The following is a 26,609-nucleotide window of genomic DNA, read 5'->3' on the forward strand; positions in this document are numbered from 1 at the left end:
ACTGCGACGACGGCGCGAGCGCGAGTTCGTCTCCGGAAGCTGAACTTCCCGTCGAGACACCCTCGCCCCCCGCGCTGCCGGAGACGATGTCGCCGAGCGAGATCGGCGCCTGCGCCTGCGCAGGCACGGAGATTGGCAACAGTGCAGCTATCGCGAATTCGCCGGCGAGCACGCAAGCGGTCCGTGTGTTCATCGCCCCCACCCGACTAGTTCGCCAACCGATAACGGGCAACCTCGATCTGCTGATATCGCGTCACCGCGAGCTCGAAAGCCTCGCGGGAGACGAGGTTGCCACCGGAGAACGGATGGTCGAGATTGTGGACCTGCAACAGCGCCGAACCGACCACGATGCCGAGCAGCCCCGTCATCACGACACTGCGCCTGCTGATCCGCACCCCCGAGAGTATCGGGCTGAGCAACAACAGGGCGGTTCCGAATATCAGTGCGGCATAGAGGAAACCGGGCAGTCCCTCCCTGGCGTCGATCGCGCGGTCCTGGCGGGCCAGCGCGACCCGCTTCAACGCCTCGGCGGTCTCGTCGCGACGATCACGAGACTCGGTGTCGCTCGGCGCCATCGCCGTCACCGTCGCGCGCAGGTTGTCGAAGGTGCGCTGGGTGTCGCCGCTGAGCCCGCTCTCCCGATTCATCACCGCCCATTCGGCATTCATCACCTCGTCGGTGTAATCCCTTATCCCGCTCTGGATCAGAACCTGCTCCGGTTCGGGCATGGCCTCGGCCGCCCAGTAGGCGTCGACCAGGGCCTTGGATTCGGCGATGGTGTGACCGCGCGCGTTCTGATACTGCTGCCAACTGATGACGACGACGAACGCGACCACCGCGGTGAAGAACGTCTTGATCAGGTCGAGAACCAGTGTGCCCGAGGACTCGTCGTCGGCCTGCCGCCAAGATCGAGGGCGCAGCCGATCACCGATGACGAGCGCGCCGAGCGCGAGCGTCGCGGCGATGAGGGAGACGATCAATTCCTGTGCCATGGCGGTGTTTCACCCTTCCTCGGCGCCGAATACGCGACCGCCGATGGCGGTCAGTCAGGTATTCGAGACCGTGCGGCGGATGGATCGAAGACATCGGAATGTCCGGGAATCGCTGTGGCGGAATCAGACTCCGTACTTCGCCAGCGCCCGCGCGACGATCTCGTCCAACCGCGCGTGATGCGCGCCCTTCCAATACACCTGCCCGCATTCGACGCACTGGGCGAAGGTGTCGTAGGTCTGTTCGGTGTTGCCGCGCAACTGACCTCGCATCGACTCCTTGTCGGCCACCCGCAGCGCGCCGTTGCATGCCGTGCAGCGCGTCCACGGCGCCAGCCGAGGCGCGAACCGAGACAGCACGTCGTCGAGCTGATCGGCGGGACGGTGGCTGTAGACGTAGGCGCCCGCGAAGATCTCGCGCCGTCGCAACAGCCCGCGGTCGCGAGACAGCAGCACCCGCCGCTCCACCACCGACCGCGCGGCCAACGCCGCGTCGCCGATATCGGGATTCTCGTAGGCGGCGTCCACCCCGAGCAGACGCAGGCGTCGCGCCAGTGTGCCGAGATGGATGTCGAGCAGGAAGCGCACCGGTTCGCTGCGTTGCTGCGGCCGCGACACCGCGCGCACCGCTATCGATTCCCCCGCGGCGGGGATGTGCGAAGGCGCCTTGCCGCGTCCGTCGACCAGCAGTTCGCCGACCTCGGTCAGCGGCACCCCGAGCGACTCGACCAGGTGGCCGAGCGTCGACATCCCGTCGACCCGGATCGAGATCGGCGCGCCACGCCGCGCGGCGCCGAGGAACAGCTCCAACTCGGTCGCGAAGTCGACGGTGATCTCCCCGGTGTCCACCTCGTCAGCATGCCGGCGTCCGGGCTTTCGCGCCCGGCGTATTTCCGGCGCGGGCCGCGCTCAGCGAATGTTCTCCACCGCGGGCTCGGCGAGCAGGTCGGTGATCCGCTGCGCGGGCATCGGGCGGTGGAAATGCCAGCCCTGCGCGGAATCGCAGCCGAGGGCGTGCAGCCGCTCGGCCTGATATCCGGTCTCAACGCATTCGGCGGTGACGGTGAGCCCGAGCGCGTGGGTGAGCCCGATGATCGTCTCCAACACCAGCAGGTCGGTGCGGTTCACCGTCTCCGGCGTGCGGATGCGTTGGACGAACGGGCCTGCGAGTTTCACCACGTGCAGCGGAAGTTGGCCAAGGTAGGCGAGATTCGAGTATCCGGTGCCGAAATCGTCGATCGCGATGCGCACGCCGCCCTCGGCGAGGGTGCGCAGCGCTTCCAGCGGACGTCCGGTGGTTTCCATGAATGTGCGTTCGGTCAGTTCGAGCTGCAGCCGGTCCGGCGGTATCCCCGTCTCCGCGATGATCCGCTGCACCCGCTCCAACCAGGTCGGATCGGAGACCTCGGCGGCCGAGACGTTCACGCTGACGGTCGGGGTGTGCTCGGGGAAGCGGTCGTACCAGCGTCTGCTGTCGTGGCAGGCCAGTTGCAGTACCAGCGCGCCGAGGGCATCGATATGCCCGTTGTCCTCGGCCAGGTCGACGAACCGGCCCGGCGGTAACACCCCCAGTTCGGGATGTCGCCACCGCACCAGCGCCTCCACCGCGACCAGGCTGCGATCCGGTAGCGCCACGATCGGCTGGTAGTCGAGGAAGAACTCGCCGCGCGTGAAGGATGCGGGCATGGCCGCCGATAATTCGGCCCTTGTGTGCTCGCGCCTGCCGCGATCGGGATCGAAGACCGAGTAGCGGTCACGTCCGGCGGCCTTGGCCCAGTACATGGTGGTATCGGCGGATTTGAGCAGGTCGTCGGCGGTCGCGTGCTCGCCGCGATCCTCGACCACGCCGATGCTGGCCGTCACCGTCAGATGTCTGCCCTGCACATCGAACGGCCTGGCCAGCGCGTCGAGCACGGTCCGCGCCAGCGCCGACACTTCGCCCGCGACACGCGGACGCGGCACCAGGATGACGAATTCGTCACCGCCCATCCTGGCCACCAGCTGCCCCGGCAGCGCGGCGCAGGCGGTGAGGCGGGCTGCCGTCTGGACAAGAAGTTCGTCGCCCGCCGCGTGCCCGAAGGTGTCGTTGACGCTCTTGAAATGGTCGAGGTCGACGTAGCACAGCCCGACCCCCGCCGACGGATCGGCGAAGGCGCCGCGCAGCGCGTCGAAGAAGCAGGACCGATTCGGCAGCCCGGTGAGCTGATCGTGGTTGGCGCGGTAGTCGAGCCGCTCGCGCAGCGCGCGCCGCTCCGAGATGTCCTCGACCAGCACCAGCGTGTAGTGCGGTTTGCCGCTCGAGTCGCGGATCAGCGAGACGTTCAGATTCGTCCATACCGCGTGCCCGTCGCGATGCGCGTACGCCTTCTCTACTTGCACGTTGTCGATCTCGCCGCGCAGCAGCGCCGAATAGAGCTCCCACATGCCTGGCGCGTCGTCGGGATGGGTCAGGTCGGTGACCGACATCGCGCACATCTCCTCGGGCCGATACCCGAGCATGCGCGCGAACGCCATGTTGACCTCGATGATGCGGCCCGACATATTCGACAACCCGGTGCCGATCCCGGCCTGGGAGAACACCGCGCGCAGGCGAGCCTCGCTGGCGCGCAACTGTTCCTCGGCGGTGCGCCGCGCCGTGATCTCGGCGGTGCGCACGCTCTCCTGCTCGTGCAGCAGCCACCCGCGGAACGCGCGCAGGTAGCCGGTGGCGAAGGCCGCGAGCAGATCTGCGTGCCCCGACCCGAAGTACTCCGCGAGCACGGCGATACTGCGGCCGAGGACCTCGCTGCCGACGAAATGCGCCTGCGCCAACCGTGCGCCCGCGGCCGCGACCCGGTCGGCCGGTATCGGTGAACGGCCCGCCGCAGCACCCAGTTCGCCCGCGAGCTCGGTGAGCAGCGCGTGCGCTTCGGCCGCACTCATCGGCACGATGTGATCACGAGCCCCTTCTCGCAGTGCTGCCGACCAGCGGCCTGCGAGGTCGGCGTGCGGGCCGACAGGATGTGGTGCGGGCCCGGCATCCCATCCCATGGGGAAACATACTAGTGGACACTTTCCGTCTCGTGGGAACGCGTTCCGGGGAGATTCGCGACACCCGCTGGGATAGGATGCTCTGGCCGGCGCGGAGTCGGCGAAACCGGGGCGGTGCGAAAGGATTCGGCGATCCATGACGAGACCGAGTTGGGCGCCTTCCGGCGTCGACGTCGACCGCCCGAGCGCGTCGCGGGTCTACGACTACTTCGTCGGCGGCATGCACAATTTCGAGATCGACCGGCAGCTCGCCGAGCAGATCGCGGCCTTCACGCCCAATATCGCCGAGACCATGCGCGCCAACCGAGAACTGTTGCGCCGCTGCGTGCGTTACCTCGTCGCGGCCGGGATCGACCAGTTCCTCGACATCGGCTCCGGCATCCCCACCGTCGGCAACGTGCACGAGGTCGCCCAGGCGGGCAATCCCGGCGCGCGGGTCGCCTACGTCGACATCGATCCGGTCGCCGTCGCGCACAGCGCCGCCATCCTCGACGGCGATCCGAACACCACCGTCATCCAGGCCGACGCCGCCGATCCCGCGAGCATTCTGGCGCACCCGAGGGTGACCGACCTGCTCGACTTCCAGCGTCCGATCGCCGTATTGCTGCTCGGCGTCCTACATTTCGTGCCCGACGCCGCCGACCCGGCGGGCTGCGTGGCCCGCCTGCGCGACGCCGTCGCCCCCGGCAGCTACCTCGCCATCACCCACGCCACCTCCGACGGACAACCCGCCGAAGTGCTGGAAGCCCAGAAACTCTCCGGCCGCACCGCCACCGAGATCGTGCTGCGCACCCGTAACCAGGTCGAGTCCTACTTCGACGGATGGTCCCTCGTCGACCCTGGCCTCGTGCACCTGCCCCTGTGGCGCCCCGACAACCCGGACGACATCCCGGAGAACCCGTGGGAATCCGGCGCTTACGGCGGCGTGGCCCGAAAAGACTGACCGTTCGGTTTTCGGAGCGGCTCAGAGCACCTCGGCGAGTTCGGCCGTCAACCGCCGCTTCGGCCGCGCCCCCACCACCGTGAGCACCGGCTCGCCCGCGCGGAACACCATCAACGTGGGCATCGACAACACCCGGTAGGCCGCCGTCGTCTCCGGATTCTCGTCCACATCCAATGCCACCACGGTCAACCGGTCGGCCTGCTCTTGCGCGATCTCCGCCAACACCGGCGCGATCATCTTGCACGGCGGGCACCAGGACGCGGTGAACTCCACCAGCACCGGACGGTCCGCCTCGATGACCTCCTCGGCGAATGTCGCGTCCGTCACGGTTCCCACGGTCTTCGTCTGCGTCATGCGTGCCTCCCGAACTCGATTCCGAGGAGGATTCGCCTCCTCGAAACCGAAGGTAGACCTTGACGTCGAGGTCAAGGCAAGGGTTCGGGGCTACACCATGGACCAGATCTCGGCGTCGGCGTCGATCAGTGTCGCGGCGATATCGGCGGGCAGGCTCGCCTGCGCGCGCCGACCGCGCCGGTTCATCGATGCGGGCAGCGATTCGGCGTGCACTTCCTCGATGAGGGTGGCGTCGACGTTCAAGGGCGAGGACTGTTTGGTCTGGCGCCATTGCTCGAGTTGTTCGGCGCGCTCGGCGACGAGTTCCTTCTCCTTGTCACGCAGGCGCGCGGCTTCCTCGAAGTTCCTGTCATCGATGGCCGCTTCCTTCGCACGCCGCCTCTCCGCGATCCGCGCGTCCAGGGCTTGCGTTTCCGGCGCCTCGATCCTGTGGCGGACACGAATTCGCGATCCCGCCTCATCGATCAAGGCGACCGCGCTGCCCGGCCGGACCCGTCCGGCGGTGTCCCGCTCGGCAAGTCTCGCCGCAGCCGCGAGCGCGCCCTCGGTGATGGCGACCCCGTGATACGCTTCGTAGCGCTGCCGCACCGTGTGGAGGATCGTGACCGTCTCGGCCACCGACGCCTCGGCGATCGGAATCGTTTGCAGTGCGCGGGCAAGCACGACATCGGTTTCCACGTGCTCACGGTAGAACTCCGCTGTGGCGGTGCCGATTAGACGAATATTGTTGTAGCGCATCGTGAGTGCGAGTAGCGGTGCGCTCTCACCGATACGGTGGGCGCCTCGCGCGTGCGGCACGCTGTGCAACTCGTCGATGACGACGATGAACTCCCCCTTCGCGTCGGCCTCGGCTAGCGCCATGCCCAACCGTTCCTCGGCCGCTCGGTGATCGCTTGTGCCACTGAACAGTGCGGGGATATCGAGAACCTGGATTCGCTTGTCCTCGAGAGTCGAGGGCACCTCGCCGCGCGCGATGGCGCGGGCCAGTCCTTCGATCACAGCCGTCTTGCCCGCGCCGGGCTCGCCGATCAGCACGGGATTGTTCTTGGTTCGGCGACCGAGTACCTGCATGACTCGCTCGATCTCTCGCGAGCGGCCGATGACCAGGTCCAGTTCGTCGTCGCGGGCCGCCTGCGTGAGATCACGGCTGAACTCGTCGAGCAACAGTGAAGGCCGGGTAGTCGCCGCGCGGCGTGGGGCCTCGGTCGCAGGTCGGGAGGCTTCGGCTGGTTCTTCCTCGAATTTCGTGGAGGTCGTCTTCGTGTGTCCAGCCAGCAAACCGACGACCGTCTCGCGCGCGACGGAGAGCCTGATTCCTAGTTCGGTCAGCACCGATGCCCCGACGCCGTCGTTCTGTCTAATCACTCCCAACAGGAGGTGTTCGGTGCCGATGTAGTTGTGGCCGAACGCCAGCGCTTCGCGCAGGCTGAGTTCGAGTACTTTCTTGGCGCTCGTGGCGAACGGAATGTGGCCGGAGGGGGGCTGCTGACCTCGGCCGATGATGTCCTCGACCTGGCTGCGCACCTCGATCAGCGAGATTCCGAGAGATTCCAGCGACTTGGCCGCCATGCACCCGGGGTCGAAGATCAGACCGAGCAGGAGGTGTTCTGTGCCGATGTAGTGGTGGTCGAGCGCCTGGGCTTCTTCCTGAGCCAGGATAATGGCGTGCCGCGCTTCGTCATTGAATCTCTCGAACACTGTCGACTCTCCCTCGGGTATCCAGCCGGCTCATCCGCGTTCGTGATCCGAGACACCCGCTGCGACCAACGAGTCGAGATCGCGGCGGGTGCGGACGGTGTGCGGGTGCTCGGTACCGAGAATCCGCTCCCGAACGGCCACGACCTCGCAAAGTATCGCCTCGGCCTCGGCGAGCTCACCGATGGCGATCAGGTTGCGTGCCAACATGTGCGCGGTGCGGCACGCATGGTCATCGTCGGGACCCAGTACCCGACGACGGACCGGCAGCAGAATCCGGAGCATATCGACGGCCTCGCCACGCGCCCCTGACTCTCCGGTGGCGACGGCGAGGATCTGACGGGTCGTCAAAGTCTGCGGATGCTCGGAACCGAGCGTGGCGCTCTCGACTCGGAGCAATTCGGATAGTGTCACAATCCCTTGTTCCGGATTGCCCGACGCGCTTTCGCACCGCCCGATGAGTTGCAGCGTCAGAAGTGTGTCCTGATGTTCGGCTCCGAGTATCCGGGCTTGTCGCGTGTGAATATCGCGCAACTCGGCGATCGAGGCGCTCCATTCGCCTTCGAACGCGCGTTTCCGGATTTCCGAACGCCGCGCCTGCAATTCGGGTGCGGCCGTCGCGGCGAACGCGCGATTGCGCGTGAGAGCGAGTTCATCGGCGTTCAGGGTGCCGTGCTTCTGCGGGATCGGCAGGCCCTCGGCCTGCATGGTCCGGTACAGATGGCGGTAGAGGTCATCGATGGAGAGCAGTTCCGACGCCTCGGGCACGCCGTCGGTAAGCAAACGCAGCAATCGACCTGTGAACGCGGTGTGCTCCTCACCGTCGAGAACCAGCGCCACCTTGTCGCGCGGCGCGGCCGTGAGCACATACGTGCCGCCGACCTCGGTCTGCTGCGTGAACGCGGCGTCCGCGGCGGCCATGGTCTGGCTGACCGCGCGGCCCGCGAAACAGCAGTCGAGAATGATCACCTTCGTCTTGGCCGGGCTGTCGAGCACCGCGCCGCGCAGTTTGTCGTACTCGAGGGCGTTGAACTCGGGTTCGGCGAAATCGCTGTCGCGCAACGCCAGATACAGGTCGTGGCGCAGGCCGCTGGTCAATCCGTGGCCCGAGTAGAAGATCAGCAGCAGATCCTCGGCTTGGCGCGCCGCGGTGCGCAGCGCGATCCCGACCTGCCGCAGATCACCCTCGTCGGCGAGCACCGTGCAATTCTCCGGCGGCAGAATGCCGTAGTCGGGATCGGTCAGCGCGGCGCGCAGGGCGTCGACGGTCGCGGTCACCGCGTGCAGGGGCGGCAACCGGTCGTCGGAATACTGGCTCGTACCGATCAAAACACCGCGGGATCGGTGTCCGTCGGGGAGTTTCACGTGGTCGGCTCCACGGCGTTCGGTGTTGTCGGCGCTTCGAGACCATTCGCCGGGCGTGGCGCGTGGCCCGCCTCCAGAGCGGTCGCCAGTAGTTTCTGGACGTCCTTGGTGCGCGCGCTTTCTGCGTCGATTTCGACGACACGGTTGTCCGCGCCGGTGACTTTCACGAACACATTCGCACGGTGTGGTTGCGCGAACCATGCCCGTAGCGACCAGGCGAGCGTCGTCAGCGCGCCGCCCGCACCGACCGAGACGATCAACGCGTCGGTGAGCGTGCCCATTTCGCCGGGGCGCGGCGCGGCGCGCGACAGCCGCACGCGGCCCGCCAGTTCGTGTTCACCGCGCAGCCATGCCGCGAGATTTTCGATACCGTCCAGGTCGTTGTGACCGGTCGCGGACACGACCGAGATCCTGACCTCCCCTACCACTGTGGTCTGCCTCTCACATCAGCGGATTCGAGCACCCACTATAGATCCTACGGCGTGATTCGAGGTCGTCTGTTCGATGGACAACGCCGCGGCAGGTGGGTGCGTCGTTCGGAGGATGGGCGGTGGTACGCGTGACTTCTCAGCTCGCCGTGCGGATCTGGGTGAGGAATTCGGAATTCGTCTCGGTTTGGCGGAGACCGGTGAGCAGTAGTTCGAGCGCCTGCTGCGGATCGCGGCCCGCGAGGGTTTTGCGCAGGGTGCGGGTTGCGGTGAGTTCGTCGGGGGACAGCAGCAGTTCTTCTTTGCGGGTGCTGGAACGATCGACGTCGACAGCGGGGAACAGGCGGCGGTCGGCGATATGGCGGTCGAGTTTGAGTTCGGCATTACCCGTGCCCTTGTATTCCTCGAAGATCACGGTGTCGGCGACCGAACCGGTTTCGACGAGCGCGGAGGCGATGATGGTCAGCGAGCCGCCGTTCTCGATATTGCGGGCCGCGCCGAGGAATTTCTTCGGCGGGGCGAGCGCGCCTGCGTCGACCCCGCCGGTGAGGATGCGGCCGGACCCGGAGGAGGCGAGGTTGTAGGCGCGGGCGAGGCGGGTCAGCGAGTCGAGTAGCACGACCACGTCCTTACCGGCTTCGACCAGGCGTTTCGCGCGTTCGATGGCGAGTTCCGCCAGGGCGATGTGTTCGTGGGCGGGCTGGTCGAAGGTCGCTGCGGCGACCTCGGCGGGCACCGCGCGGGACAGGTCGGTCACCTCTTCGGGCCGTTCCCCGATCAGGACCAGCATCAACAGGCATTCCGGGTGGTTCTTGGCGATGCCGTGCGCGATCGCTTGCAGGACAGAGGTTTTGCCCGCTTTCGGCGGTGCGACGACCAAGGCGCGCTGTCCTTTGCCGACCGGCATGACGAGGTCGACGGCACGGGTGGTCAGCTCGTGCGGTTCGGTCTCCAGCCGCAGGCGGTCCCTCGGGTATATGGGCGTCAGATCGGCGAAATGCGCCCGCCGCGAGGCATTTCCGGGCGGTAGCCCGTTGATTTCGATGACGCCGACCAGCGGCGCGAACTTCGCGGTGTCGCGTTTGGCTCCGGCGGTACCGGTCACGATATCGCCGCGCCGCAATCCGTATTCGCGGATCAGGCGCGGTGGAACGTGGACATCGTCGGGACCGGGCAGATACCCCTCGACCCGCAAGGTCGCGCGATTGTCGACGATATCGAGTATCTCGGTGACTGCGGCCGCGGGATTCTCCGCGAGCAGGTATTCCTCGGTATGAACAGTGTTGTTACGCATGATTTTTCTCCTGATGAGAGTGTGAGCGGCCGCCATGAATGCCGCCGGGAATGGCGCTCGACGCTCGTGCCGATAGCGGCGGTACGGACTCGTCGGAGCCGGATACCTCGCCGAATTGCACGAACCGTGAGACCGCCGTGGCGAATGTGAACTCTCGCGGGTGGGAAGTAGTCACCTACATCCGCGAAATGAAGACGCCTCTACGGTAGCGCCATCCTCGACAACACGCAACGCTGCCCGTTTGTTCCCCGACCTGTTCGCCCCGCTCCGCCCTCGCTTCGAGAACCTGTCGGCGGCACGTAGTACATTGCGGCCCATGGAACTCCAGCTGCCGCCCCCCGACGCCGTCCCGTCAGGTACGGACAGCTCGACCGGCGGCACGAACGGTTCCGAATACGCTCGCGGTCGCGGTGAGCCCACTATCACCCGCGCCGCCGCGATCGCCGCCGCCCAGGATTTCGAACCGGACGAACCAGGCATGCGCTACCGCAAGATCACCACCCGCGCCGAACCCACCGGCCCGCTGCGCATCTTCGTCGAACTCGACGCAGGCGGCTACGAATGCCGCCGAGTGGAACATTCCGCAGCGGGCCCTGTGGGCACCGCCGAGCCGACCTCCACGGACACCGCCGAACTCCCCGACTACGCGAGGCTGTACCCCGGTGCCGTAATGGAAAGAATCACCTCGACCGACTTCCAGGTCGAGTGGATCCTCGCACAAGGCCGACCGACCGCGGAGGAACCGGCCTGATCCGGCGCCGTACCCCATCCACCTTCGGCGGTCGGCTCGGACCGAGGGGCGGGGGATCGGGCGAGGTGGGGGCGGGTGTCGGGGGTGCGCGCTAGCCTCGGGGTATGTGTCGGAACATCACACCTCTACGTGGGCTCGAACCTGCGGCTACCTCGGCGGAGATCGAGGCGGCGGCGTTGCAGTACGTGCGCAAGGTCGGCGGGTTGTCGAGTGTGTCGGATTCGAATCGGGTAGTGGTCGAGGAAGCGGTGGCCGAGATCGCGGCTGCCACGCATCGGCTGCTCGACAGGTTGCCCGAGCGGAAGGCGCCGCCGAAGACGGTGCCGCCGTTGCGCAGGCCGGAGGTGCAGGCGCGGGTCGCGGCGCGCGGGTGAGTCGGGACCGACCGCGGATCCGGCTCCGACGTCTCGAACCGATCGGCGCGCCTGTCGTAGGTCTCGTGCCTGCGGACGAGCGCGCCGGTGGCATCGCCTGATCCGGCGCTGAGTCGGGCGCCCCGACAGCGCCCGCGTGCGCCGCGCTCGGCTGTCAGCCCGCCGACTCGAACCACGTCGGTTCGTCGGCGAGCGCCCGTTCGACACGGAACCGGTCGTGTTCACGCAGTTCGGGCAGCTCGTCGGGGCGGAACCACCCCACTTCGAGCGATTCGTCGTCGTTGACCTTGGCTTCCCCTCCGACCGCGCGACACGCGAGCGTGATGTCCATGAACTGGCAGATGTCGCCGTTGGGATAGGTGTGGGCGGGCAGGGCGCGTACGAGTACCACGCGTTCGACCACGCAGCGGACGGCGGTTTCCTCGTAGACCTCGCGCACCGCGCAGGCGGCGGGTTGTTCGCCGGGTTCCGGCATGCCCGCCAGAACCGCCCAGCGTCCGGTGTCGGCGCGGCGGCCGAGCAGGATGCGCCCGGTGTCGTCGAAGACCACACTGGAGACGCCGGGCAGCCACAGCAGTTGCTGTCCCGCGCTCGCGCGGATGGTGTGGATGAAATCGGGTGTCGCCATAGGTGCGACGGTATCGGTGTCGACACCCCGCGTCGAAGGCGTCGCCGCGCGGGTGCGGCGGGAGTAGGTTGCGAACATGACGACCTCGAACCGGCCCGGCGCCGACATCAAGCCGCGCAGTCGCGATGTCACCGATGGATTGGAGAAGACGGCGGCGCGCGGGATGCTGCGGGCGGTCGGGATGGGGGACGCGGATTTCGCGAAATCGCAGATCGGGGTGGCGTCGTCGTGGAACGAGATCACGCCGTGCAATCTGTCGCTGGACCGGTTGGCGAAGGCGTGCAAGGACGGGGTGTTCGAGGGCGGCGGTTATCCGCTGGAGTTCGGGACCATCTCGGTGTCGGACGGTATTTCCATGGGGCACGAGGGCATGCATTTCTCGCTGGTGTCGCGGGAGGTGATCGCCGACAGCGTGGAGACGGTGATGCAGGCCGAACGCCTGGACGGTTCGGTGCTGCTCGCGGGGTGCGACAAGTCGCTGCCCGGGATGTTGATGGCGGCGGCGCGACTGGATCTGGCCAGTGTGTTCCTGTACGCGGGTTCGATTCTGCCCGGTATCGCGAAACTGTCGGACGGCACCGAGCGCGAGGTCACGATCATCGACGCTTTCGAGGCGGTCGGCGCGTGCGCGCGCGGGTTGATGTCGCGGGAGGATGTCGATGCCATCGAGCGTGCGATCTGCCCGGGTGAGGGCGCGTGCGGCGGCATGTACACCGCCAACACGATGGCGAGCGCGGCCGAGGCGCTCGGCATGTCGCTGCCGGGGAGCGCGGCGCCGCCCGCCACCGACCGCAGGCGCGACGGGTATGCGCGGCGCAGCGGCCTCGCGGTGGTGGAGTTGCTGCGGCGCGGGATCACCGCCCGCGACATCCTGACCCGCGAGGCGTTCGAGAACGCGATCGCGGTGGTGATGGCCTTCGGTGGTTCGACCAACGCGGTGCTGCATCTGCTCGCCATCGCGCACGAGGCCGAAGTGCCTTTGAGCCTGGACGACTTCGCGAAAGTCGGTGCGCGCGTGCCGCATCTGGCCGATGTGAAACCGTTCGGCAGCTATGTGATGACCGATGTGGATCGGATCGGCGGCGTGCCGGTGGCCATGAAGGCATTGCTGGACGCGGGCCTGCTGCACGGTGACTGCCTCACCGTCACCGGGAAGACGGTGGCGGAGAACCTGTCCGCGATCGCCCCGCCGGATCCGGATGGAAAAGTGTTGCGCGCCATCACTTCACCCATCCATCCGACGGGCGGTATCACGATCCTGCGCGGGTCGCTGGCTCCCGGCGGCGCGGTGGTCAAGTCGGCGGGTTTCGATTCGAGCGTGTTCACCGGCACCGCGAGGGTTTTCGAACGCGAGCGGGCCGCGTTGGACGCGCTGGAGAACGGCACCATCACCGGCGGCGACGTGGTGGTCATCCGGTACGAGGGGCCGAAGGGCGGGCCGGGGATGCGGGAGATGCTGGCCATCACGGCCGCGATCAAAGGTGCGGGCTTGGGCAAAGAAGTGCTGTTGCTGACCGACGGCCGATTCTCCGGCGGCACCACCGGACTGTGCGTGGGGCACATCGCGCCCGAGGCGGTCGACGGCGGACCGGTCGCTTTCGTCCGTGACGGCGACCGCATCACCCTCGATGTCGCGAACGGCACCCTCGACCTGGAGGTCGGCGCCGAAGAACTCGTCGCCCGCCGCACCGACTGGGAACCGCTGCCGCCGCGCTACACCCGCGGCGTACTCGCCAAGTACACCAAGCTGGTCGGTTCGGCCTCGGTGGGCGCGGTCTGCGGCTGAGCGGCGAATCCGCGCTGCTCACAGCAGATCCGCTCACAGCAGCGTTGCACCCGCGGCGGGGGTGTGAGCGGGCACGGTGGAGACATGGCTCACGACGACAAGACCCCGCTGTTCGGTTGGCGCGCCCGAGAGCAACTGCTCGGCCGCCGGATCCTGGTGCTCGACGGTCCGCTCGACGACGACAACGGCACCCTGCTGATGACTCAACTGCTCACCCTCGCCGCCGAGGATCCGGACGCCGGTATCGCGCTGTGGATACATTCGCCGGGCGGTTCGGTGCCCGCGATGCTCGCCATCCGCGACGTGATGCGGCTGATCCCGTGCGAGGTGTCCACGCTCGCACTCGGATTGGCTTGTAGCGCCGGACAGTTCCTGCTGTCCTCGGGAGACAAGGGCAGGCGGTTCGCGCTGCCGCACGCGCGCATCCTCATGCACCAGGGTTCGGCCGGGATCGGCGGCAGCACCGTCGATGTCGAGGTGCAGGCCGAGGATCTGCGCTACACCGTGGACACCTTGCTGCGCATCATCGCCGACGACACCGGCCAACCGTTCGACCGCGTCTACGACGATTCGCTGCACGACCGCTGGTTCACCGCCGCCGAGGCCGCGGAATACGGCTTCATCGACCACATCGTGGACAGTTTCGCCCAGATCGTGCCCCCGCGACACCGGATCGGAATCTCATGAGCAGCTACACGATTCCCAATGTCATCGCCCAGCATCCGCGCGGCGGCGAGCGCATCACCGACATCTACTCGCACTTGCTGGCCGAGCGCATCGTCTATCTCGGCACCCCGATCGATTCGGGTGTCGCGAACGCGCTGATCGCCCAGCTGCTGCACCTGGAGTCGGAGAGTCCCGAGCAGGACATCCAGTTCTACATCAACTGCGAGGGCGGCGACCTGTCCTCGATGCTCGCGGTGTACGACACGATTCAGCACATCTCGTCGCCGGTGCAGACCACGTGCGTCGGGCAGGCCATCGCGGTGGGCGCGGTGCTGCTCGCGGGCGGCGCGGCGGGCAAGCGCGCGTTGCTCCCGCACGCCAGGGTGGTGTTGCACCAGCCCGCCGCGCGCGGTCACGGCGCGATTCCCGACCTGATCATCCAGGCCGACGAATTGGTGCGGATGCGCGCGGAGATCGAGTCGGTGCTGGCCAGGCACACCGGTCAGACGGTCGAGCGGCTGCGCCACGACACCGATCGGGACCGGGTGTTCACGGCGGAGGCGGCGGTGGCGTACGGATTGGCCGATTATGTGATGGAACCGCGGAGCTGACAGAGGGTTTCAGGCCGCGAGCAGTACGGGGTTCGCGGCGAGGTTCGCGCGGGGCACGGCCGAGGGCCGTCGGGTTCGCAGGTCGTCGGCGACCAGTTCGGTGAGTTCGCCGAGGCTGACGCCGAACGCGCCCGCGAGCGCGGCGATCATCTCGCTCGACGGCTCCTTGCGCCCGCGCTCGACCTCGGACAGGTACTGCGGTGAGATCCCCGCTCGCCCACCGGTTTCCGCGAGCGTCTCGGCGCGCAGTCTGCGCAGTTCGCGCAGCCGCGCACCGAGGACCTCGCGCCACAACGGTTCCCGCGCGTCCCGGCGGTCTTCCTCGCGTCCTCCGGGAATCGCGTGCAGTCGCGGATGCTCGGTCATGTCTCGATCCTATGGCCGGGGTCGGTGGGCGGCGGCCGGTTACGCTGTCGGCGGAATCGCCGGTCAGTACCAGTGGTTGCGCTGCCAGAATTCCCACGCCTGATCGGGGCCGCCGTAGCGCTGCACCATGTAGTCGTAGGTCCAGCGGATCTGGGTGAGCGGGTTGAACGGCCAGTCCCAGCCGTGGGTGGACATCTTGAACGCGGGCAGCGCCTGGCCGAGGCCGTATGCCCCGCTGCTCGGGTTGATGGCGAAGACGTTCCAGCCGCTCTCCCTGGTGATGACGGCGTCGAAGGCCGGGAATTGGGGCAGTGGCACCACGGTCAGCGCCAGCCCGCGCAGACTGTTGCGGAGCAGGAAGCCCGCGGATTCGGTGGTCTTTCCGCCGTCGGTCTCCTCGACGGGCAGTTCGGATTCGACGGTGGGGAGATCGTCGACGGGGTAGTCGGTGCGGGGGAGGTCGGTGGCCGGTATGTCGGCCTCGGCGAGGGGAATGTCCTCCAGGACGCCCGGCGCCTGGGTAGGCGATGGCGCGGCCGAGGCGGGCACGGACGTGAGCCAGGCGACGCAGAACGCGCCCGCGCAGGCGGTGATCGCGGCGAGCAGGAAACGCTTCATCGGAGAACGCTCCTTTCGCGGAATGTCCATATCCGAGCAAAACAGGAGTTATCTGACAGTTGTCGGAGGCGACACCGGCGTGTCGTACGGAAAATGCGGCGATTCCGGGCAGTAGCTACGGTCCAGTCCTTATTCGGCAAACCGCGCGCCCCGGTTGGAGCGGGCATAGGATGTCGATCATGGCGCGGGTCGGTCCCGTGCCGGAGGATCGGAAGGAGCGGGGCATGAGCGTCTTCTCCCCGGGATTCCGCGGCCACGCCCGCCCGGCCGACGACCGACTGCCGCCTGGGCAATACCGCACCGAGGACTTCCCGGTCCTTTCGGCAGGCCCGACACCGCGCGTCGACCTCGACACCTGGACGTTCACCATCGTCGACGAGACCGGCGGCAGGCACCGCTGGACCTGGCCGGAATTCCTCGACCTGCCGCAGAGCAGTCCGCACGTCGATATCCACTGCGTGACCCGCTGGTCCAAACTCGACACCGACTGGGTCGGCGTCTCCCTGGACACCCTGCTGGACCGGGTGCCGACCCAGGCCGACTACGCGCTGGCCGTGAGCTACGGCGGCTACACCACGAATATGCCGCTCGAGGACCTCACCGACGGCAAGGCGTGGATCGTGCACCGCTTCGACGGACGCGACCTCGCACCGGAACACGGCGGCCCGGCGCGGCTGCTGGTTCCGCACCTGTATTTCTGGAAGTCGGCCAAATGGGTCACCGAGATCCGCCTGCTCGACGAGGACGAGGCCGGATTCTGGGAGAACGCCGGATATCACGAGTACGGAGACCCGTGGCGCGAGCAGCGGTATCAGGGCGACTGACCGGGTGGCGCGCGGCCGAACTGGTCGCCGCGCGATTCGAGACCGCCGCGGCGCGCACCCTCACCCTGCGCGTCGACCGCTGGCCGGGCCATCTGCCCGGTCAGCACGTGGACGTGCGGCTCACCGCACCCGACGGCTACCGTGCCGAGCGCAGCTACTCGATCGCCGCGCCCGCCGAGGACGACCTGATCGAGCTGACCGTGCAGCGGGTGCCCGACGGCGAGGTGTCGGGATATCTGGTGGACGGGCTCGAGGTGGGGGAGAGCATCGAGATCAGGGGGCCGGTCGGCGGCTGGTTCGTGTGGGATCCCGCCGACGGCGGCTCGGCGCTGCTGGTCGCGGGTGGTTCGGGCATCGTGCCGATCATGGCGATGCTGCGGGCGCGGCGGCTCTCGGCGGCGGACGCGCGGGTCAGGACCGTCTACGCGCTGCGTGATCCGGGGCAGTTGTACTACCGCGAGGAACTGGTCACCGATCCCGATCTGTTCCTCGCCTATTCGCGTCTGGCGCCGCCCGGTGACCCGCGCTCGCCGGGGCGACTGTCGACCGCGGAATTGCTCGAGCACGGACTCGCGCCCGCGCCCGGGGTGACCTGCTATGTGTGCGGGCCCACGGGATTCGTCGAATCCGTCGCCGCCGCACTGGTTTCCGTTGGCCACGATCCGGCGCGGGTCAGAACCGAGCGTTTCGGACCGAGTGGGAGATAGTCATGCGCGAACAGTCGGCACGGCACTATGCGGACGATATCCACGTCGACGGCAATGCGCTGGCGGGTCCGCTGTCGGAGGTCTTCGTCGGCGATGTGACGGTGTGCGCGTGCCGGTGCGGCGCCTGCGGCGCGACCGAGCCGCTGGCGCGGGCCATGGTGTATCTCAACGGTCCGGGCGCGGTGGTGCGGTGCGCGTCCTGTTCGGCGATCGTGCTGCGGCTCACCGCCACGCCGTCGGGTCGCTGGTTCGATCTCGGGGATGGCGCGGCGCTGTGTCTGCCCGCGCCGGAGGGGTTCTGACGAATTCCAGGGTGTTTCGGCTGGGTAACTGTCGCGGCCTAATGTGTGCGCACGGTGTTAACACGGGTCCGCGAACTCCCAGGAGAATGGTTAACCGGTAGCGACTCGTGCGTGTCGCGGGACGTGTGCGGGCGTACTTGTTCTGATCCAATTATGCTGCTGGACAGCATCTTTCCGTGTTGTCGGGGTGGATCGGCGTGGTGAGCGTCCGGTAATGCCCAATTCGTCCCGATGTGACCAAACGGCAATGCCGCAGGCGTGAACTCATAGGCATCGGCTCGTACCGGACACGGACGCAGCCATACCTTTCCACCGCATTCAGCGCCGCGCACGGCATCGGTTCCCACGCGCGGCATTCGAGGACATCAGGAGCACCCATGGCCGCACCGACCACATCGACGGCGGAGATCGACAAGCAGATCGAGGAGAACATCGCCAAATCCCTCGCCGAGATCCCGCATCCGGCACTGCCCAAGGGCACCAACATCTACGGCTCGACCAAGATCTTCCCCGACTACCAGGCCGAGGCGGGCGAAACCTATTTCACCCTCGTGCACGGCATCGCGCACGAGTCCTCGGTCAGCTTCGTCGCGATCCTGCAGGCCACTCGCGCGCTGCGCAAGGGCTTCGACTCGGCGATCTACTTCTACGGCCCCGGCGCCATCAATTGTGTTGCCACCCGCGGCTTCCCGACCACCGGCGACAGCGGCTTCCCCGGCGAACAGAACATCAACCAGGCGCTGTCCACCTTCATCGGCGAGGGCGGCAAGGTCTTCGCCTGCCGCTTCGGCCTCGCGTTGCACGGCGCGCGGGAAGAGGACCTGATCGAAGGCGTGATACCGGCGCATCCGCTGGACGTGCAGGACGCGCTGATCCACTACGCGCGCAAGGGCGCGATCATCAACTCGACCTACCAACTCTAGGCGCCAACCATGACCGACCTGTCCACACGAGTAGATCTCGCACTGCTCGGAATTCGCGTCGAGGTACCGGTGCAGCGCCGATCCGGGGCCGGGCCGAGCGATGACGGTCACGTCCTGATCGGGGGTGCGGGCGCTGCCATCCCCATCCGCTCCGACAGCCCGTACGAGATCCGTTCCGACCGACTGCTTCTCGACGGCGCCGACCTCGGCGTCGCGATCGAGCCGGTGCGCCGCCCTCGCTTCTACGACCTGCGCACCGCCGACGGCATCGCCTACGAGAAGATCGCCAAACTACACGGCGCCGACGTGCTCGCCACCACCGTGGTGCAGACCTGCATCCGCTACGGCGAGGACCAGCGCTGCCGATTCTGCTCGATCGAGGCATCGCTGCGGGCGGGCAGCACCATCGCCGTCAAACGTCCCGACCAACTGGCCGAGGTGGCCGCGGCGGCGGTGGAACTCGACGGGGTCGGGCAGATGGTCATGACCACCGGAACCTCCGCTGCGGCCGATCGCGGGGCGCGGCATCTGGCGCGCTGTGTGCGTGCGGTGCGGGCCGCGGTGCCCGACCTACCGATCCAGGTGCAGTGCGAGCCGCCACGCGATCTGGCGACACTGTCCGAATTACGTTCGGCCGGAGCCGATTCCATCGGAATTCACGTCGAGTCACTGGACGACGAGGTGCGCGGGCGCTGGCTGCCTGGCAAGGCGACGGTGCCGCTGAGCGAATACCGCACGGCGTGGACGGAGGCGGTTCGGATCTTCGGCCGCAACCAGGTTTCCACGTATCTGTTGGTCGGTCTCGGCGAGGATCCGGACGAACTCGTCGCGGGCGCGATCGAACTCATCGACATGGGCGTGTACCCGTTCGTTGTGCCGTTCCGGCCGTTGGCGGGGACGCTGGCGGTCGACGTCGACGGCGCGGTCGCGCCACCGGCGGCGCTGCTCGAACAGGTCAGTCGCAGGGTGGGCGCGGCGCTGCGGCGCGCGGGCATGCTCGGCGCGGAGCAGAAGGCGGGCTGCGCGGCCTGTGGCGCTTGCAGTGTTCTCGGCGCGGCGGGAGGCTGACCATGGCTCGCACAGAGGCGGCCCGCACGGGAGTGCTTCGCGCGGAGTTCCCGGCGCGCAGCGGCGCGGAATCGGGCGCTTGGACAGATCATCTTGCCGCGCAACCGGTCTCATCGGCGGCCGACTGCGTCCTTTCCGGCCGCGCGCCGAGTCCGCCGTTCCTGATACGCGTGGCCGACCGGCCGTTGCTTGCGGCCTACCGGGCGCTGCGTCGGGAGAACTTCGTGGTCCAGCAGGGTCTGTTCACCGGTTCCGATGCCGACGACATCGATGACGACCCGCGCGCCCGCGTACTGGTCGCTCTCACCCCCGAGGGTGAATTGCTCGGCGGGGTGCGGCTCGCGCCCGCTACCGAGACCGATATCGGCTGGTGGACCGGCAGCAGGCTGGTCGTCGACGGTCGCCTGCGCACTCGCGGCGTCGGGCAGGCGCTGGTCCGCGCGGCCTGCGCGTGCGCCGAGACCGAGCATGTGCTGCGTTTCGAGGCGACGGTGCAGAGCCGGTACGCGCCCCTGTTCACGCGCCTCGGCTGGACCGATCTGGGCAGGTGCGAAGTCGGCGGTGTCGAACACCGGAGTATGCGTTGGCCCATCGACCGGGTGCGTCGGCTGGTCGAAGCCACCAAGTCCGTTCTGTCCGAGGCGCTCGCGCCCTTGGATGGCCACGCCATGACGCTGGGCGGCAACGGATTTCGCGGCGATGACGGTGCACCGGTGCCGGGCAGCGACCTGATCGCGGCCTGCGACGCCATCATCCCGTCCATGGTCGAACGCGATCCGGAATGGGCCGGATGGTGCGCGGCGCTGGTCAATCTCAACGATCTGTCCGCTATGGGCGCGCATCCGGTCGGCATGCTCGACGCTGTCGGCGCGCCGACCAAGTCGCTGCTGACCAGGGTGTTGCGTGGTCTGGCCCGCGCGGCGCGCACCTGGGACGTGCCGGTACTCGGTGGACACACCCAACTCGGCGTGCCCGCGGCGCTGTCGGTGACCGCCCTCGGCCGCACCGAGCGGCCGGTGCCGGGCGGCGGTGGTCGGCTCGGCGACGAGATCCGACTGACCGCCGACCTCAGCGGCGGCTGGCGTCCGGGATACACGGGGCGGCAATGGGATTCGTCCTCGCATCGGGACGGCGCGGAATTGCGCGCGATGGGCCGGTTCGTGGCGCGCACCGCGCCGCACGCGGCCAAGGACGTCAGCATGGCGGGCCTGGCGGGCACCATCGGCATGCTCGCCGAGGCGAGCGGCGTAGGCGCCGAACTGGAGGTCGCGCGTATTCCGCGACCGTCGAATACCACCGTGGCGGAATGGATCACCTGCTTTCCGGGTTTCGCCATGATCACCGCCGACCGGCCCGGCGCGTCCGTCGCGCAGGCCGGACCCGCCACTTCCGCGCTCTGCGGAGTACTCACCTCGACACCGGGGGTCGGCTTGCGCTGGCCCGACGGGACGACAACGGTCGCGGTGCCCGGCGCCGTCACCGGATTGGGGCAATCATGAGCGAGCTCACGATATCCGTCGCCGCCGCCGAATTCGGCCGCGACATGGACGCGTGCTATCGCACCATCGGTGCGCTGATGGAACAGGCGCGGGCGCGCGGCAGCGGTCTGCTCGTCCTGCCCGAGGCATGCCTCGGCGGCTACCTGCCGAGCCTCGGCGGCGGCGCGGAGACCGAGGAGGCCAAACAGCGCAGATTGCGCAGTCTGCCGCCCGCCCTCGAACTGGACGGACCCGAACTGCGCCGCGTCATCGCCATGGCGGGTGATCTGGTCGTCACCCTCGGTTTCTGCGAGGCCGACGGGGAGACCCGCTACAACGCGGCGGTGACCCTCAGCGGTGACGGCATCCTCGGCTCCTACCGCAAGGTGCACCAGCCGCTCGGCGAAAACCTCTGCTACGCGGCCGGTTCGGAGTATCGGGCCTTCGACACTCCGGTCGGCAGGCTCGGCATGCAGATCTGCTACGACAAGGCGTTCCCGGAGGCCGCGCGCAGCCTGGCGCTCGACGGCGCCGAGATCATCACCTCGCTCTCGGCGTGGCCGACCGCGCGCACGGCGACCGTCGAACGGATGGAGGAGGACCGCTGGAAGCAGCGTTTCGACATCTACGACCGGGCCCGCGCGGTGGAGAACCAGGTCGTGTGGGTCGCCTCGAATCAGGCGGGCACCTTCGGGTCGCTGCGTTTCGTGTGCAGCGCGAAAGTGGTCGGACCGGGCGGCGAGGTACTGGCCGACACCGGTGTCGAACCCGGATTGGCCACGGCTGCCGTCGATGTCGCTGCGGCTCTGGAACAGGCGCGCGGCGGCGGCATGTACAACCTGCGCGACCGGCGACCCGAGCTGTACCACCGGGTGGTGCAGCGGCACGGGGTGGTCGGGCGCCCGGACGCGCCGGATCTGGTGTCCGCGGGAGTGCTGCCGTGAGCGCGAATTCTTCGGCGGCCGTGGAACATCGCGAGGTCGTCGTGATCGGCGGCGGTCAGGCGGGACTGTCGGTGAGCTGGCATCTCACCGCGCGCGGCATCGATCACGTTGTCCTCGAACGCGATACCGTCGCCCACGAATGGCGTGACGGGCGCTGGGACAATTTCACGCTGGTGACCCCGAACTGGCAGTGCGCGCTCCCCGGCTACTCCTACGCGGGCGGTGATCCCGACGGTTTCATGACCCGCGCCGAGGTCTACGACTGGGTGCGCGGCTACGCCGACACCTTCGATCCTCCGGTGCGTGAACACGTCGAGGTCAGCGCGGTCACGCAGGCGCCGGGCGGTGGATTCGACATCGAGACCACCGCCGGGCCGCTGCGCTGCGATCAGGTCGTGGTCGCGGTCGGCGGTTATCACATCCCGACGATTCCGCGCTTCGCCGAGAAGTTGCCGCCCGATATCGTCGCGCTGCATTCGGCCGAATACCGCAGTGCGGCCGCGCTTCCCGACGGCGCTGTGCTCGTGGTCGGGACCGGGCAGTCCGGTGCGCAGATCGCCGAGGATCTGCACCTCGAAGGTCGCACGGTCCATCTGGCCACGGGGAACGCGCCGAGGGTCGCACGGTTCTACCGCGGCCGGGACTGCGTGGCGTGGCTGCACGATATGGGCCATTACGACATTCCCATTCAGCAGCAGCCCGGCGGGCTCGGCAAACGCGAGAACACCAACCACTACGTCACCGGGCGCGGCGGCGGCCGCGATATCGACCTGCGCCGCTTCGCGTCGGAGGGCATGCATCTCTACGGACGCATGGTCGACGTAGACGGCGGCGCCGCGATTTTCGATCCGACGCTGGAACGTTCACTCGACGCCGCCGATGCCGTCGCCGAGGGCATCAAGAACAGCATCGACGCCTATATCGACCGTGCGGGCATCACCGCGCCGACGGAGGCGCGGTACCGCCCGGTGTGGCGGCCCGAGCGCGAACCGACCTCCCTCGACCTGGCCGCGGCGGGCATATCGGCGGTGATCTGGTCGGTGGGCTTCCGCACCGATTACCGCTGGCTGCGGGTCGGCGTCTTCGACGGGGCGGGTCATCCCTGCCACAACCGCGGGGTCACCGGCGTCGCCGGGCTCTACTTCCTCGGGCTCCCGTGGCTGCATACCTGGGGCTCAGGGCGTTTCGCGGCCATCGCCAGGGATGCCGAATACCTGGGCGAACGCATCGCGCTCGGCGCCATGGATATCGCGGCGGCCTGAACGGATTCCGATGGGCACTACTCGAATCGCGGCTGTCGCCGGACATTTCGGCGCGGATATCGGTCGCGCGCTGGACAAGCTCGCGGGCATCGTGGAGCGACTGGCCGCCGACGGCGTCGATCTGCTCGTCCTGCCGGATGCCACGCTCGGCGGCTACCTCGGTGACCTGCGCAATCCCGATCCGGCGAGCTGGCCGGAGGCCATCGACCCGGACGGGCCGGAGATCAGGATGCTGTGCCGGATGGCGGGGGACATGACGGTCTGCGTCGGCTACGCGGAGGCCGCCGCGGGCGGGCGGCGATACAACGCCGCGGTGTGCCTCACCGGCGACGGCGTGCTCGGCCGCCACCGCAAGGTGCACCAGCCCGCGGGCGAACACCTGGCCTACGCGGCGGGAGACCGGTTCGCGGCCTTCGATTCGCCGGTGGGCCGCCTCGGCATGCTGATCGACTACGACAAGACCTTCCCCGAGTCGGCGCGCACCCTCGCACTGGACGGTGCGCGCACCATCGCGGCGCTGTCGGCCTGGCCCGCCAGCGTCACCGATCGGGCCTCGCGCATGCCCAACGACCGGCAGTCGCGCCTGTTCGACCTCTACGACCAGGCGCGCGCCGCCGAGAACCAGGTGGTGCTCGCCTCTTCCAACCAGACCGGGGTCACCGGGTCGCTGCGATTCCTCGGCCAGGCCAAGGTGGTCGGCCCCGGTGGTGACATCCTCGCCAAGACCTGGTCCAAAGGCGGTCTGGCGGTGGCCGACATCGATATCGACGCCGAGGTGGACCGCGCCCGCCGGGTACTGCGGCACTTGGACGAACGCCGCACCGACACCTATCACAACCTATTGCGCGACAGGGCGAACCGATGATGCGCATAGCGCTGCTGACCTACTCCACCAAACCGCGCGGCGGCGTGGTGCACACGCTGAATCTGGCCGAGGCGCTGGCGCGGGCGGGTGCGCAGGTCACGGTGGTCACCCTCGGCCGCGGCGGGGACACCGCGTTCTTCCGGCCGGTCGACCCGTCGGTGCGGGTGGAGATCGTGCCTTTCGCGGCCGACCCCGACGAGACGGTCGGTGCGCGAATCCTGAGATCCATCAGCACATTACGAGAGGGCTTCCGATCGGAGAGCTACGACGTGGTGCACGCGCAGGACTGCATCAGCGCCAATGCCGTCGGCGACTGCGTCCGCACGATCCACCACCTCGATGATTTCACCACCCCCGAACTCGCGCGTTGTCACGAACGCGCGATCGTCGATCCATACGCCAGGATCTGCGTCTCGCGCGCCGTGGCCGAAGAAGTGCGCGCCCGTTGGGGTTTCGAGCCGACCGTGATTCCCAACGGTGTCGAATACCAGCGGTTCGCCACGGCCAGGCCCGCGGCGGGCCGGTACGTCCTCGCGGTGGGCGGCATCGAACCGCGCAAGGGCAGTATCGACCTGCTCGAGGCCTTCGCGCTGCTCGACCGGCCCGACCTGCGGTTGATCTTCGCGGGCGGCGAGACCCTGTTCGACTACCGCGACTACCGCGCCCGATTCGACGCGCGCGCCGACGAACTCGGCATCGAGGCGACCGTACTCGGCGCGGTGCCGCACCAGGAGTTGCCCGGGGTGGTGGCAGGCGCGGCTGTGGTCCCGTTCTTCTCGACCAAGGAAGGTTTCGGGCTCGCGGCCATGGAGGCGCTGGCCGCGGGCGTGCCTGTGGTCGCCAGAGATCTGCCGGTGCTACGCGAAGTATTCGGCGACGCCGTGACTTACGCCGTCACGCACGCGGAGATGGCCGAGCGGTTGGCGCAAGCCCTGCGCCCCGATCCGGTGCGTGCGGCGCAGGGGCGGGCGCTGGCACGGGGATACGACTGGGACCGCGCCGCCGCGGCCCACCTGCGTTTCTACGCCGAAGTCGCGGTGCACGCCTGAGATTCGCCGCTACTGCGACTCGTGCGCCGCGCGGCAGTCCGCCAGGTCGCGATCGGGCCGCCAGGTCGCGATGGCCCAGATGACCACGGTGTTCATCCCGATGACCAGGATCGACCAGGCCGGATAGTAGGGCAGCGACAGGAAATTCATCACGATAGACAGCGCCGCCAGGCAGATCGCCGCGTAGCGTCCCCACATCGTGCCGATCAGCAACCCGACCGCACACAGGGCGAGGACCAGTCCGAGGACGATGTGGATCCAGCCCCATGCGGTCGTGTCGAATCGGTAGGTGTAGCGGGTGCCCGTGACGTAGATCTCGTCGGAGAACAGGGCGGACAGCCCTTCGAAGGCCGACAGGACCGCCACGGTGAACAGCAGGACCGCCACCGCGAGGGAGGTTCCCTCCGCGACGCGCTGCCGCAGTGAGAAGGTCGGTGTCGGCCGGGGATCCGATGCGTGTGACATGTGCGCCCCTTCGGCGTCGAATCGGGAGATCGGCGGGTCGCCGATCCCGCCGAATCAGTGTCGAGCAGGGCGCTTTCGCCTCGGTTCCGTGCGATTTCCGCGCGGAAACGAGGCACGCGGTCAGGCGTGGGCCAGGCGGATGAACGGCGCGTAGTCGCGCACGTGGCCGTCGAGCCACTCCCACACCGAGGTGCTGTCGACGTCGACCCCGTGCTGTAGGCACAGCCGCCAGCCCGCGCTCGTCTTGTGCCAGATGTCGCCGTCGCGGTCACGGTAGATGCCGGGACGCGCGGGCTCGACCGTCTCCGTGGAATCTTCGGAAGATGTTGTGCCGGTGCGTGATTCGATCAAGGGAGCGCAAGCCAGCAGGCGGTCGGTGAGTGCGACGGTCTGCTCGGCCAATCCGAGCAGGCCTGCCAGGATGGTGGCGCGATCCGAGTCGCCGGAAACGGGGGCGGTGTGCGCGGCGGATGAATCCGTCATGGGTGCTCCTATGTCGAAGGAAATGCGATGCGGCGATTATTTTCGAGCCGTCTTTCGAATCGCTTTCGCATCGGTTCCGCACGACTTCCACCGTGGTTCGATAACGTTTCGTGATTATCCACGGGGCCCTCGGACCCGGATCGTCTGAATACAGTATCGGCTATACGGGGTACGCCGGGCGGCGAATCCAGAAAGTCGATGTGTCAAGTATCGGCCGCCGATCCGGGCCCGGTAGGTGTTGCCGTCGGGATTTGCCCGGATTGGGTGACAGGCAGATGTTGTTGTGTAACAACGTGGTTGCCGACACATCCGGAGGAGCACCGTTTGTCAATTCGGGTACG

General features: G+C 68.0%; 29 protein-coding genes. 16 read left to right on the top strand and 13 right to left on the bottom strand.

All coding sequences use genetic code 11. The features are described from left to right. Window positions 1-206 precede the first annotated feature (206 nt). From IT779_RS11570 to IT779_RS11580, 3 genes are all read right to left on the bottom strand, one after another. Window positions 207-992: a bestrophin-like domain gene (locus IT779_RS11570; RefSeq protein WP_196149275.1), complete on the bottom strand. Its 786-nt coding sequence runs from the start codon at window positions 990-992 to the stop codon at window positions 207-209. A 123-nt stretch (window positions 993-1,115) separates the two neighbouring features. Beyond that, the gene (locus tag IT779_RS38755) at window positions 1,116-1,838 is read right to left on the bottom strand and encodes a Mut7-C RNAse domain-containing protein (RefSeq protein WP_196149276.1); all 723 of its coding nucleotides are present in this window, start codon (window positions 1,836-1,838) and stop codon (window positions 1,116-1,118) included. A 60-nt stretch (window positions 1,839-1,898) separates the two neighbouring features. After that, complete coding sequence (locus IT779_RS11580) at window positions 1,899-4,019, bottom strand: putative bifunctional diguanylate cyclase/phosphodiesterase (protein WP_196149277.1); 2,121 nt, start codon at window positions 4,017-4,019, stop codon at window positions 1,899-1,901. 136 nt (window positions 4,020-4,155) lie between these two features. On the opposite strand from IT779_RS11580, the gene IT779_RS11585 reads away from it, so the two are divergent. Beyond that, on the top strand, window positions 4,156-4,962 hold the full coding sequence (locus IT779_RS11585) for an SAM-dependent methyltransferase (RefSeq protein WP_196149278.1): 807 nt from the start codon (window positions 4,156-4,158) through the stop codon (window positions 4,960-4,962). 21 nt (window positions 4,963-4,983) lie between these two features. Here IT779_RS11585 and trxA read toward each other — a convergent pair whose 3' ends face one another. The 5 genes from trxA to IT779_RS11610 all read right to left on the bottom strand — a co-directional run bounded on the left by trxA (window position 4,984) and on the right by IT779_RS11610 (window position 10,098). Beyond that, window positions 4,984-5,316, bottom strand: coding sequence for a thioredoxin (gene trxA, locus IT779_RS11590; protein ID WP_196149279.1), 333 nt, complete (start codon window positions 5,314-5,316; stop codon window positions 4,984-4,986). A gap of 90 nt (window positions 5,317-5,406) precedes the next feature. Next, window positions 5,407-7,014 carry a Clp protease N-terminal domain-containing protein gene (locus IT779_RS11595; RefSeq protein ID WP_196149280.1) on the bottom strand — a complete coding sequence of 536 codons (1,608 nt, stop codon included), beginning with the start codon at window positions 7,012-7,014 and terminating at the stop codon, window positions 5,407-5,409. Window positions 7,015-7,044: 30 nt separating this feature from the next. After that, window positions 7,045-8,376, bottom strand: a complete 1,332-nt coding sequence (locus IT779_RS11600; RefSeq protein ID WP_196149281.1) for a caspase family protein — start codon at window positions 8,374-8,376, stop codon at window positions 7,045-7,047. Then, the gene (locus tag IT779_RS11605; RefSeq protein ID WP_196149282.1) at window positions 8,373-8,777 is read right to left on the bottom strand and encodes an effector-associated constant component EACC1; all 405 of its coding nucleotides are present in this window, start codon (window positions 8,775-8,777) and stop codon (window positions 8,373-8,375) included. The genes IT779_RS11600 and IT779_RS11605 overlap by 4 nt, the downstream gene beginning before the upstream one ends. Before the next feature lie 166 nt (window positions 8,778-8,943). Beyond that, window positions 8,944-10,098, bottom strand: a complete 1,155-nt coding sequence (locus IT779_RS11610) for a transcription termination factor Rho, short form (RefSeq protein WP_196149283.1) — start codon at window positions 10,096-10,098, stop codon at window positions 8,944-8,946. 316 nt (window positions 10,099-10,414) lie between these two features. Between IT779_RS11610 and IT779_RS11615 the strand changes: the two genes are divergently transcribed. Together IT779_RS11615 and IT779_RS11620 are read left to right on the top strand one after the other, a co-directional pair. Beyond that, the gene (locus tag IT779_RS11615; RefSeq protein WP_196149284.1) at window positions 10,415-10,849 is read left to right on the top strand and encodes a hypothetical protein; all 435 of its coding nucleotides are present in this window, start codon (window positions 10,415-10,417) and stop codon (window positions 10,847-10,849) included. A gap of 104 nt (window positions 10,850-10,953) precedes the next feature. Then, window positions 10,954-11,223, top strand: coding sequence for a DUF2277 domain-containing protein (locus IT779_RS11620; protein ID WP_196149285.1), 270 nt, complete (start codon window positions 10,954-10,956; stop codon window positions 11,221-11,223). Window positions 11,224-11,377: 154 nt separating this feature from the next. Here the strand turns inward: IT779_RS11620 and IT779_RS11625 are convergent, their stop codons facing one another. Next, entirely contained in the window at window positions 11,378-11,851 is a 474-nt protein-coding gene (locus IT779_RS11625) for an NUDIX hydrolase (protein WP_196149286.1), read from the bottom strand. Window positions 11,852-11,927: 76 nt separating this feature from the next. Between IT779_RS11625 and ilvD the strand changes: the two genes are divergently transcribed. The 3 genes from ilvD (at window position 11,928) to IT779_RS11640 (ending at window position 14,914) form a co-directional block, all read left to right on the top strand. Beyond that, complete coding sequence (gene ilvD, locus IT779_RS11630; protein WP_196149287.1) at window positions 11,928-13,637, top strand: dihydroxy-acid dehydratase; 1,710 nt, start codon at window positions 11,928-11,930, stop codon at window positions 13,635-13,637. Between the two features lie 84 nt (window positions 13,638-13,721). Next, entirely contained in the window at window positions 13,722-14,324 is a 603-nt protein-coding gene (locus tag IT779_RS11635) for a ClpP family protease (protein WP_196149288.1), read from the top strand. After that, a complete protein-coding gene (locus tag IT779_RS11640; RefSeq protein WP_196149289.1) occupies window positions 14,321-14,914 on the top strand; it encodes a ClpP family protease in 594 nt (197 codons plus the stop codon). Before IT779_RS11635 ends, IT779_RS11640 begins: the two co-directional genes overlap by 4 nt. Window positions 14,915-14,923: 9 nt before the next feature. Here IT779_RS11640 and IT779_RS11645 read toward each other — a convergent pair whose 3' ends face one another. Further along, complete coding sequence (locus IT779_RS11645) at window positions 14,924-15,280, bottom strand: helix-turn-helix domain-containing protein (protein ID WP_196149290.1); 357 nt, start codon at window positions 15,278-15,280, stop codon at window positions 14,924-14,926. Between the two features lie 63 nt (window positions 15,281-15,343). Further along, window positions 15,344-15,898, bottom strand: coding sequence for an aggregation-promoting factor C-terminal-like domain-containing protein (locus IT779_RS11650; protein WP_196149291.1), 555 nt, complete (start codon window positions 15,896-15,898; stop codon window positions 15,344-15,346). Window positions 15,899-16,122: 224 nt separating this feature from the next. On the opposite strand from IT779_RS11650, the gene IT779_RS11655 reads away from it, so the two are divergent. From IT779_RS11655 to IT779_RS11700, 10 genes are all read left to right on the top strand, one after another. Beyond that, entirely contained in the window at window positions 16,123-16,722 is a 600-nt protein-coding gene (locus IT779_RS11655; protein ID WP_196149292.1) for a sulfite oxidase-like oxidoreductase, read from the top strand. After that, window positions 16,692-17,429 carry a ferredoxin reductase gene (locus IT779_RS11660; protein ID WP_332838756.1) on the top strand — a complete coding sequence of 246 codons (738 nt, stop codon included), beginning with the start codon at window positions 16,692-16,694 and terminating at the stop codon, window positions 17,427-17,429. Before IT779_RS11655 ends, IT779_RS11660 begins: the two co-directional genes overlap by 31 nt. A gap of 2 nt (window positions 17,430-17,431) precedes the next feature. After that, a complete protein-coding gene (locus tag IT779_RS11665) occupies window positions 17,432-17,731 on the top strand; it encodes a DUF6510 family protein (RefSeq protein WP_196149294.1) in 300 nt (99 codons plus the stop codon). 377 nt (window positions 17,732-18,108) lie between these two features. Then, window positions 18,109-18,654 (top strand): MSMEG_0572/Sll0783 family nitrogen starvation response protein, encoded by a 546-nt coding sequence (locus IT779_RS11670; protein WP_196149295.1) that lies wholly within the window; start codon window positions 18,109-18,111, stop codon window positions 18,652-18,654. A gap of 9 nt (window positions 18,655-18,663) precedes the next feature. Then, a complete protein-coding gene (locus IT779_RS11675; protein WP_196149296.1) occupies window positions 18,664-19,722 on the top strand; it encodes an MSMEG_0568 family radical SAM protein in 1,059 nt (352 codons plus the stop codon). 2 nt (window positions 19,723-19,724) lie between these two features. Continuing rightward, on the top strand, window positions 19,725-21,221 hold the full coding sequence (locus tag IT779_RS11680; protein ID WP_196149297.1) for an MSMEG_0567/sll0787 family protein: 1,497 nt from the start codon (window positions 19,725-19,727) through the stop codon (window positions 21,219-21,221). Continuing rightward, entirely contained in the window at window positions 21,218-22,144 is a 927-nt protein-coding gene (locus tag IT779_RS11685) for a carbon-nitrogen hydrolase family protein (protein WP_196149298.1), read from the top strand. The genes IT779_RS11680 and IT779_RS11685 overlap by 4 nt, the downstream gene beginning before the upstream one ends. Beyond that, a complete protein-coding gene (locus tag IT779_RS11690; protein ID WP_332838757.1) occupies window positions 22,141-23,406 on the top strand; it encodes an MSMEG_0569 family flavin-dependent oxidoreductase in 1,266 nt (421 codons plus the stop codon). Before IT779_RS11685 ends, IT779_RS11690 begins: the two co-directional genes overlap by 4 nt. Window positions 23,407-23,416: 10 nt before the next feature. Then, window positions 23,417-24,271 (top strand): carbon-nitrogen hydrolase family protein, encoded by an 855-nt coding sequence (locus IT779_RS11695; protein WP_196149299.1) that lies wholly within the window; start codon window positions 23,417-23,419, stop codon window positions 24,269-24,271. Further along, window positions 24,271-25,320: an MSMEG_0565 family glycosyltransferase gene (locus IT779_RS11700; protein WP_196149642.1), complete on the top strand. Its 1,050-nt coding sequence runs from the start codon at window positions 24,271-24,273 to the stop codon at window positions 25,318-25,320. Before IT779_RS11695 ends, IT779_RS11700 begins: the two co-directional genes overlap by 1 nt. Before the next feature lie 9 nt (window positions 25,321-25,329). On the opposite strand, the gene IT779_RS11705 is transcribed toward IT779_RS11700, so the two are convergent. Beyond that, window positions 25,330-25,785 carry a DUF7144 family membrane protein gene (locus IT779_RS11705; protein WP_196149300.1) on the bottom strand — a complete coding sequence of 152 codons (456 nt, stop codon included), beginning with the start codon at window positions 25,783-25,785 and terminating at the stop codon, window positions 25,330-25,332. 120 nt (window positions 25,786-25,905) lie between these two features. Further along, entirely contained in the window at window positions 25,906-26,268 is a 363-nt protein-coding gene (locus tag IT779_RS11710) for a hypothetical protein (protein ID WP_196149301.1), read from the bottom strand. Window positions 26,269-26,609 lie beyond the last annotated feature (341 nt).

The sequence above is a fragment of the Nocardia bovistercoris genome (genome assembly GCF_015674855.1).
Lineage (GTDB): Bacteria > Actinomycetota > Actinomycetes > Mycobacteriales > Mycobacteriaceae > Nocardia > Nocardia bovistercoris.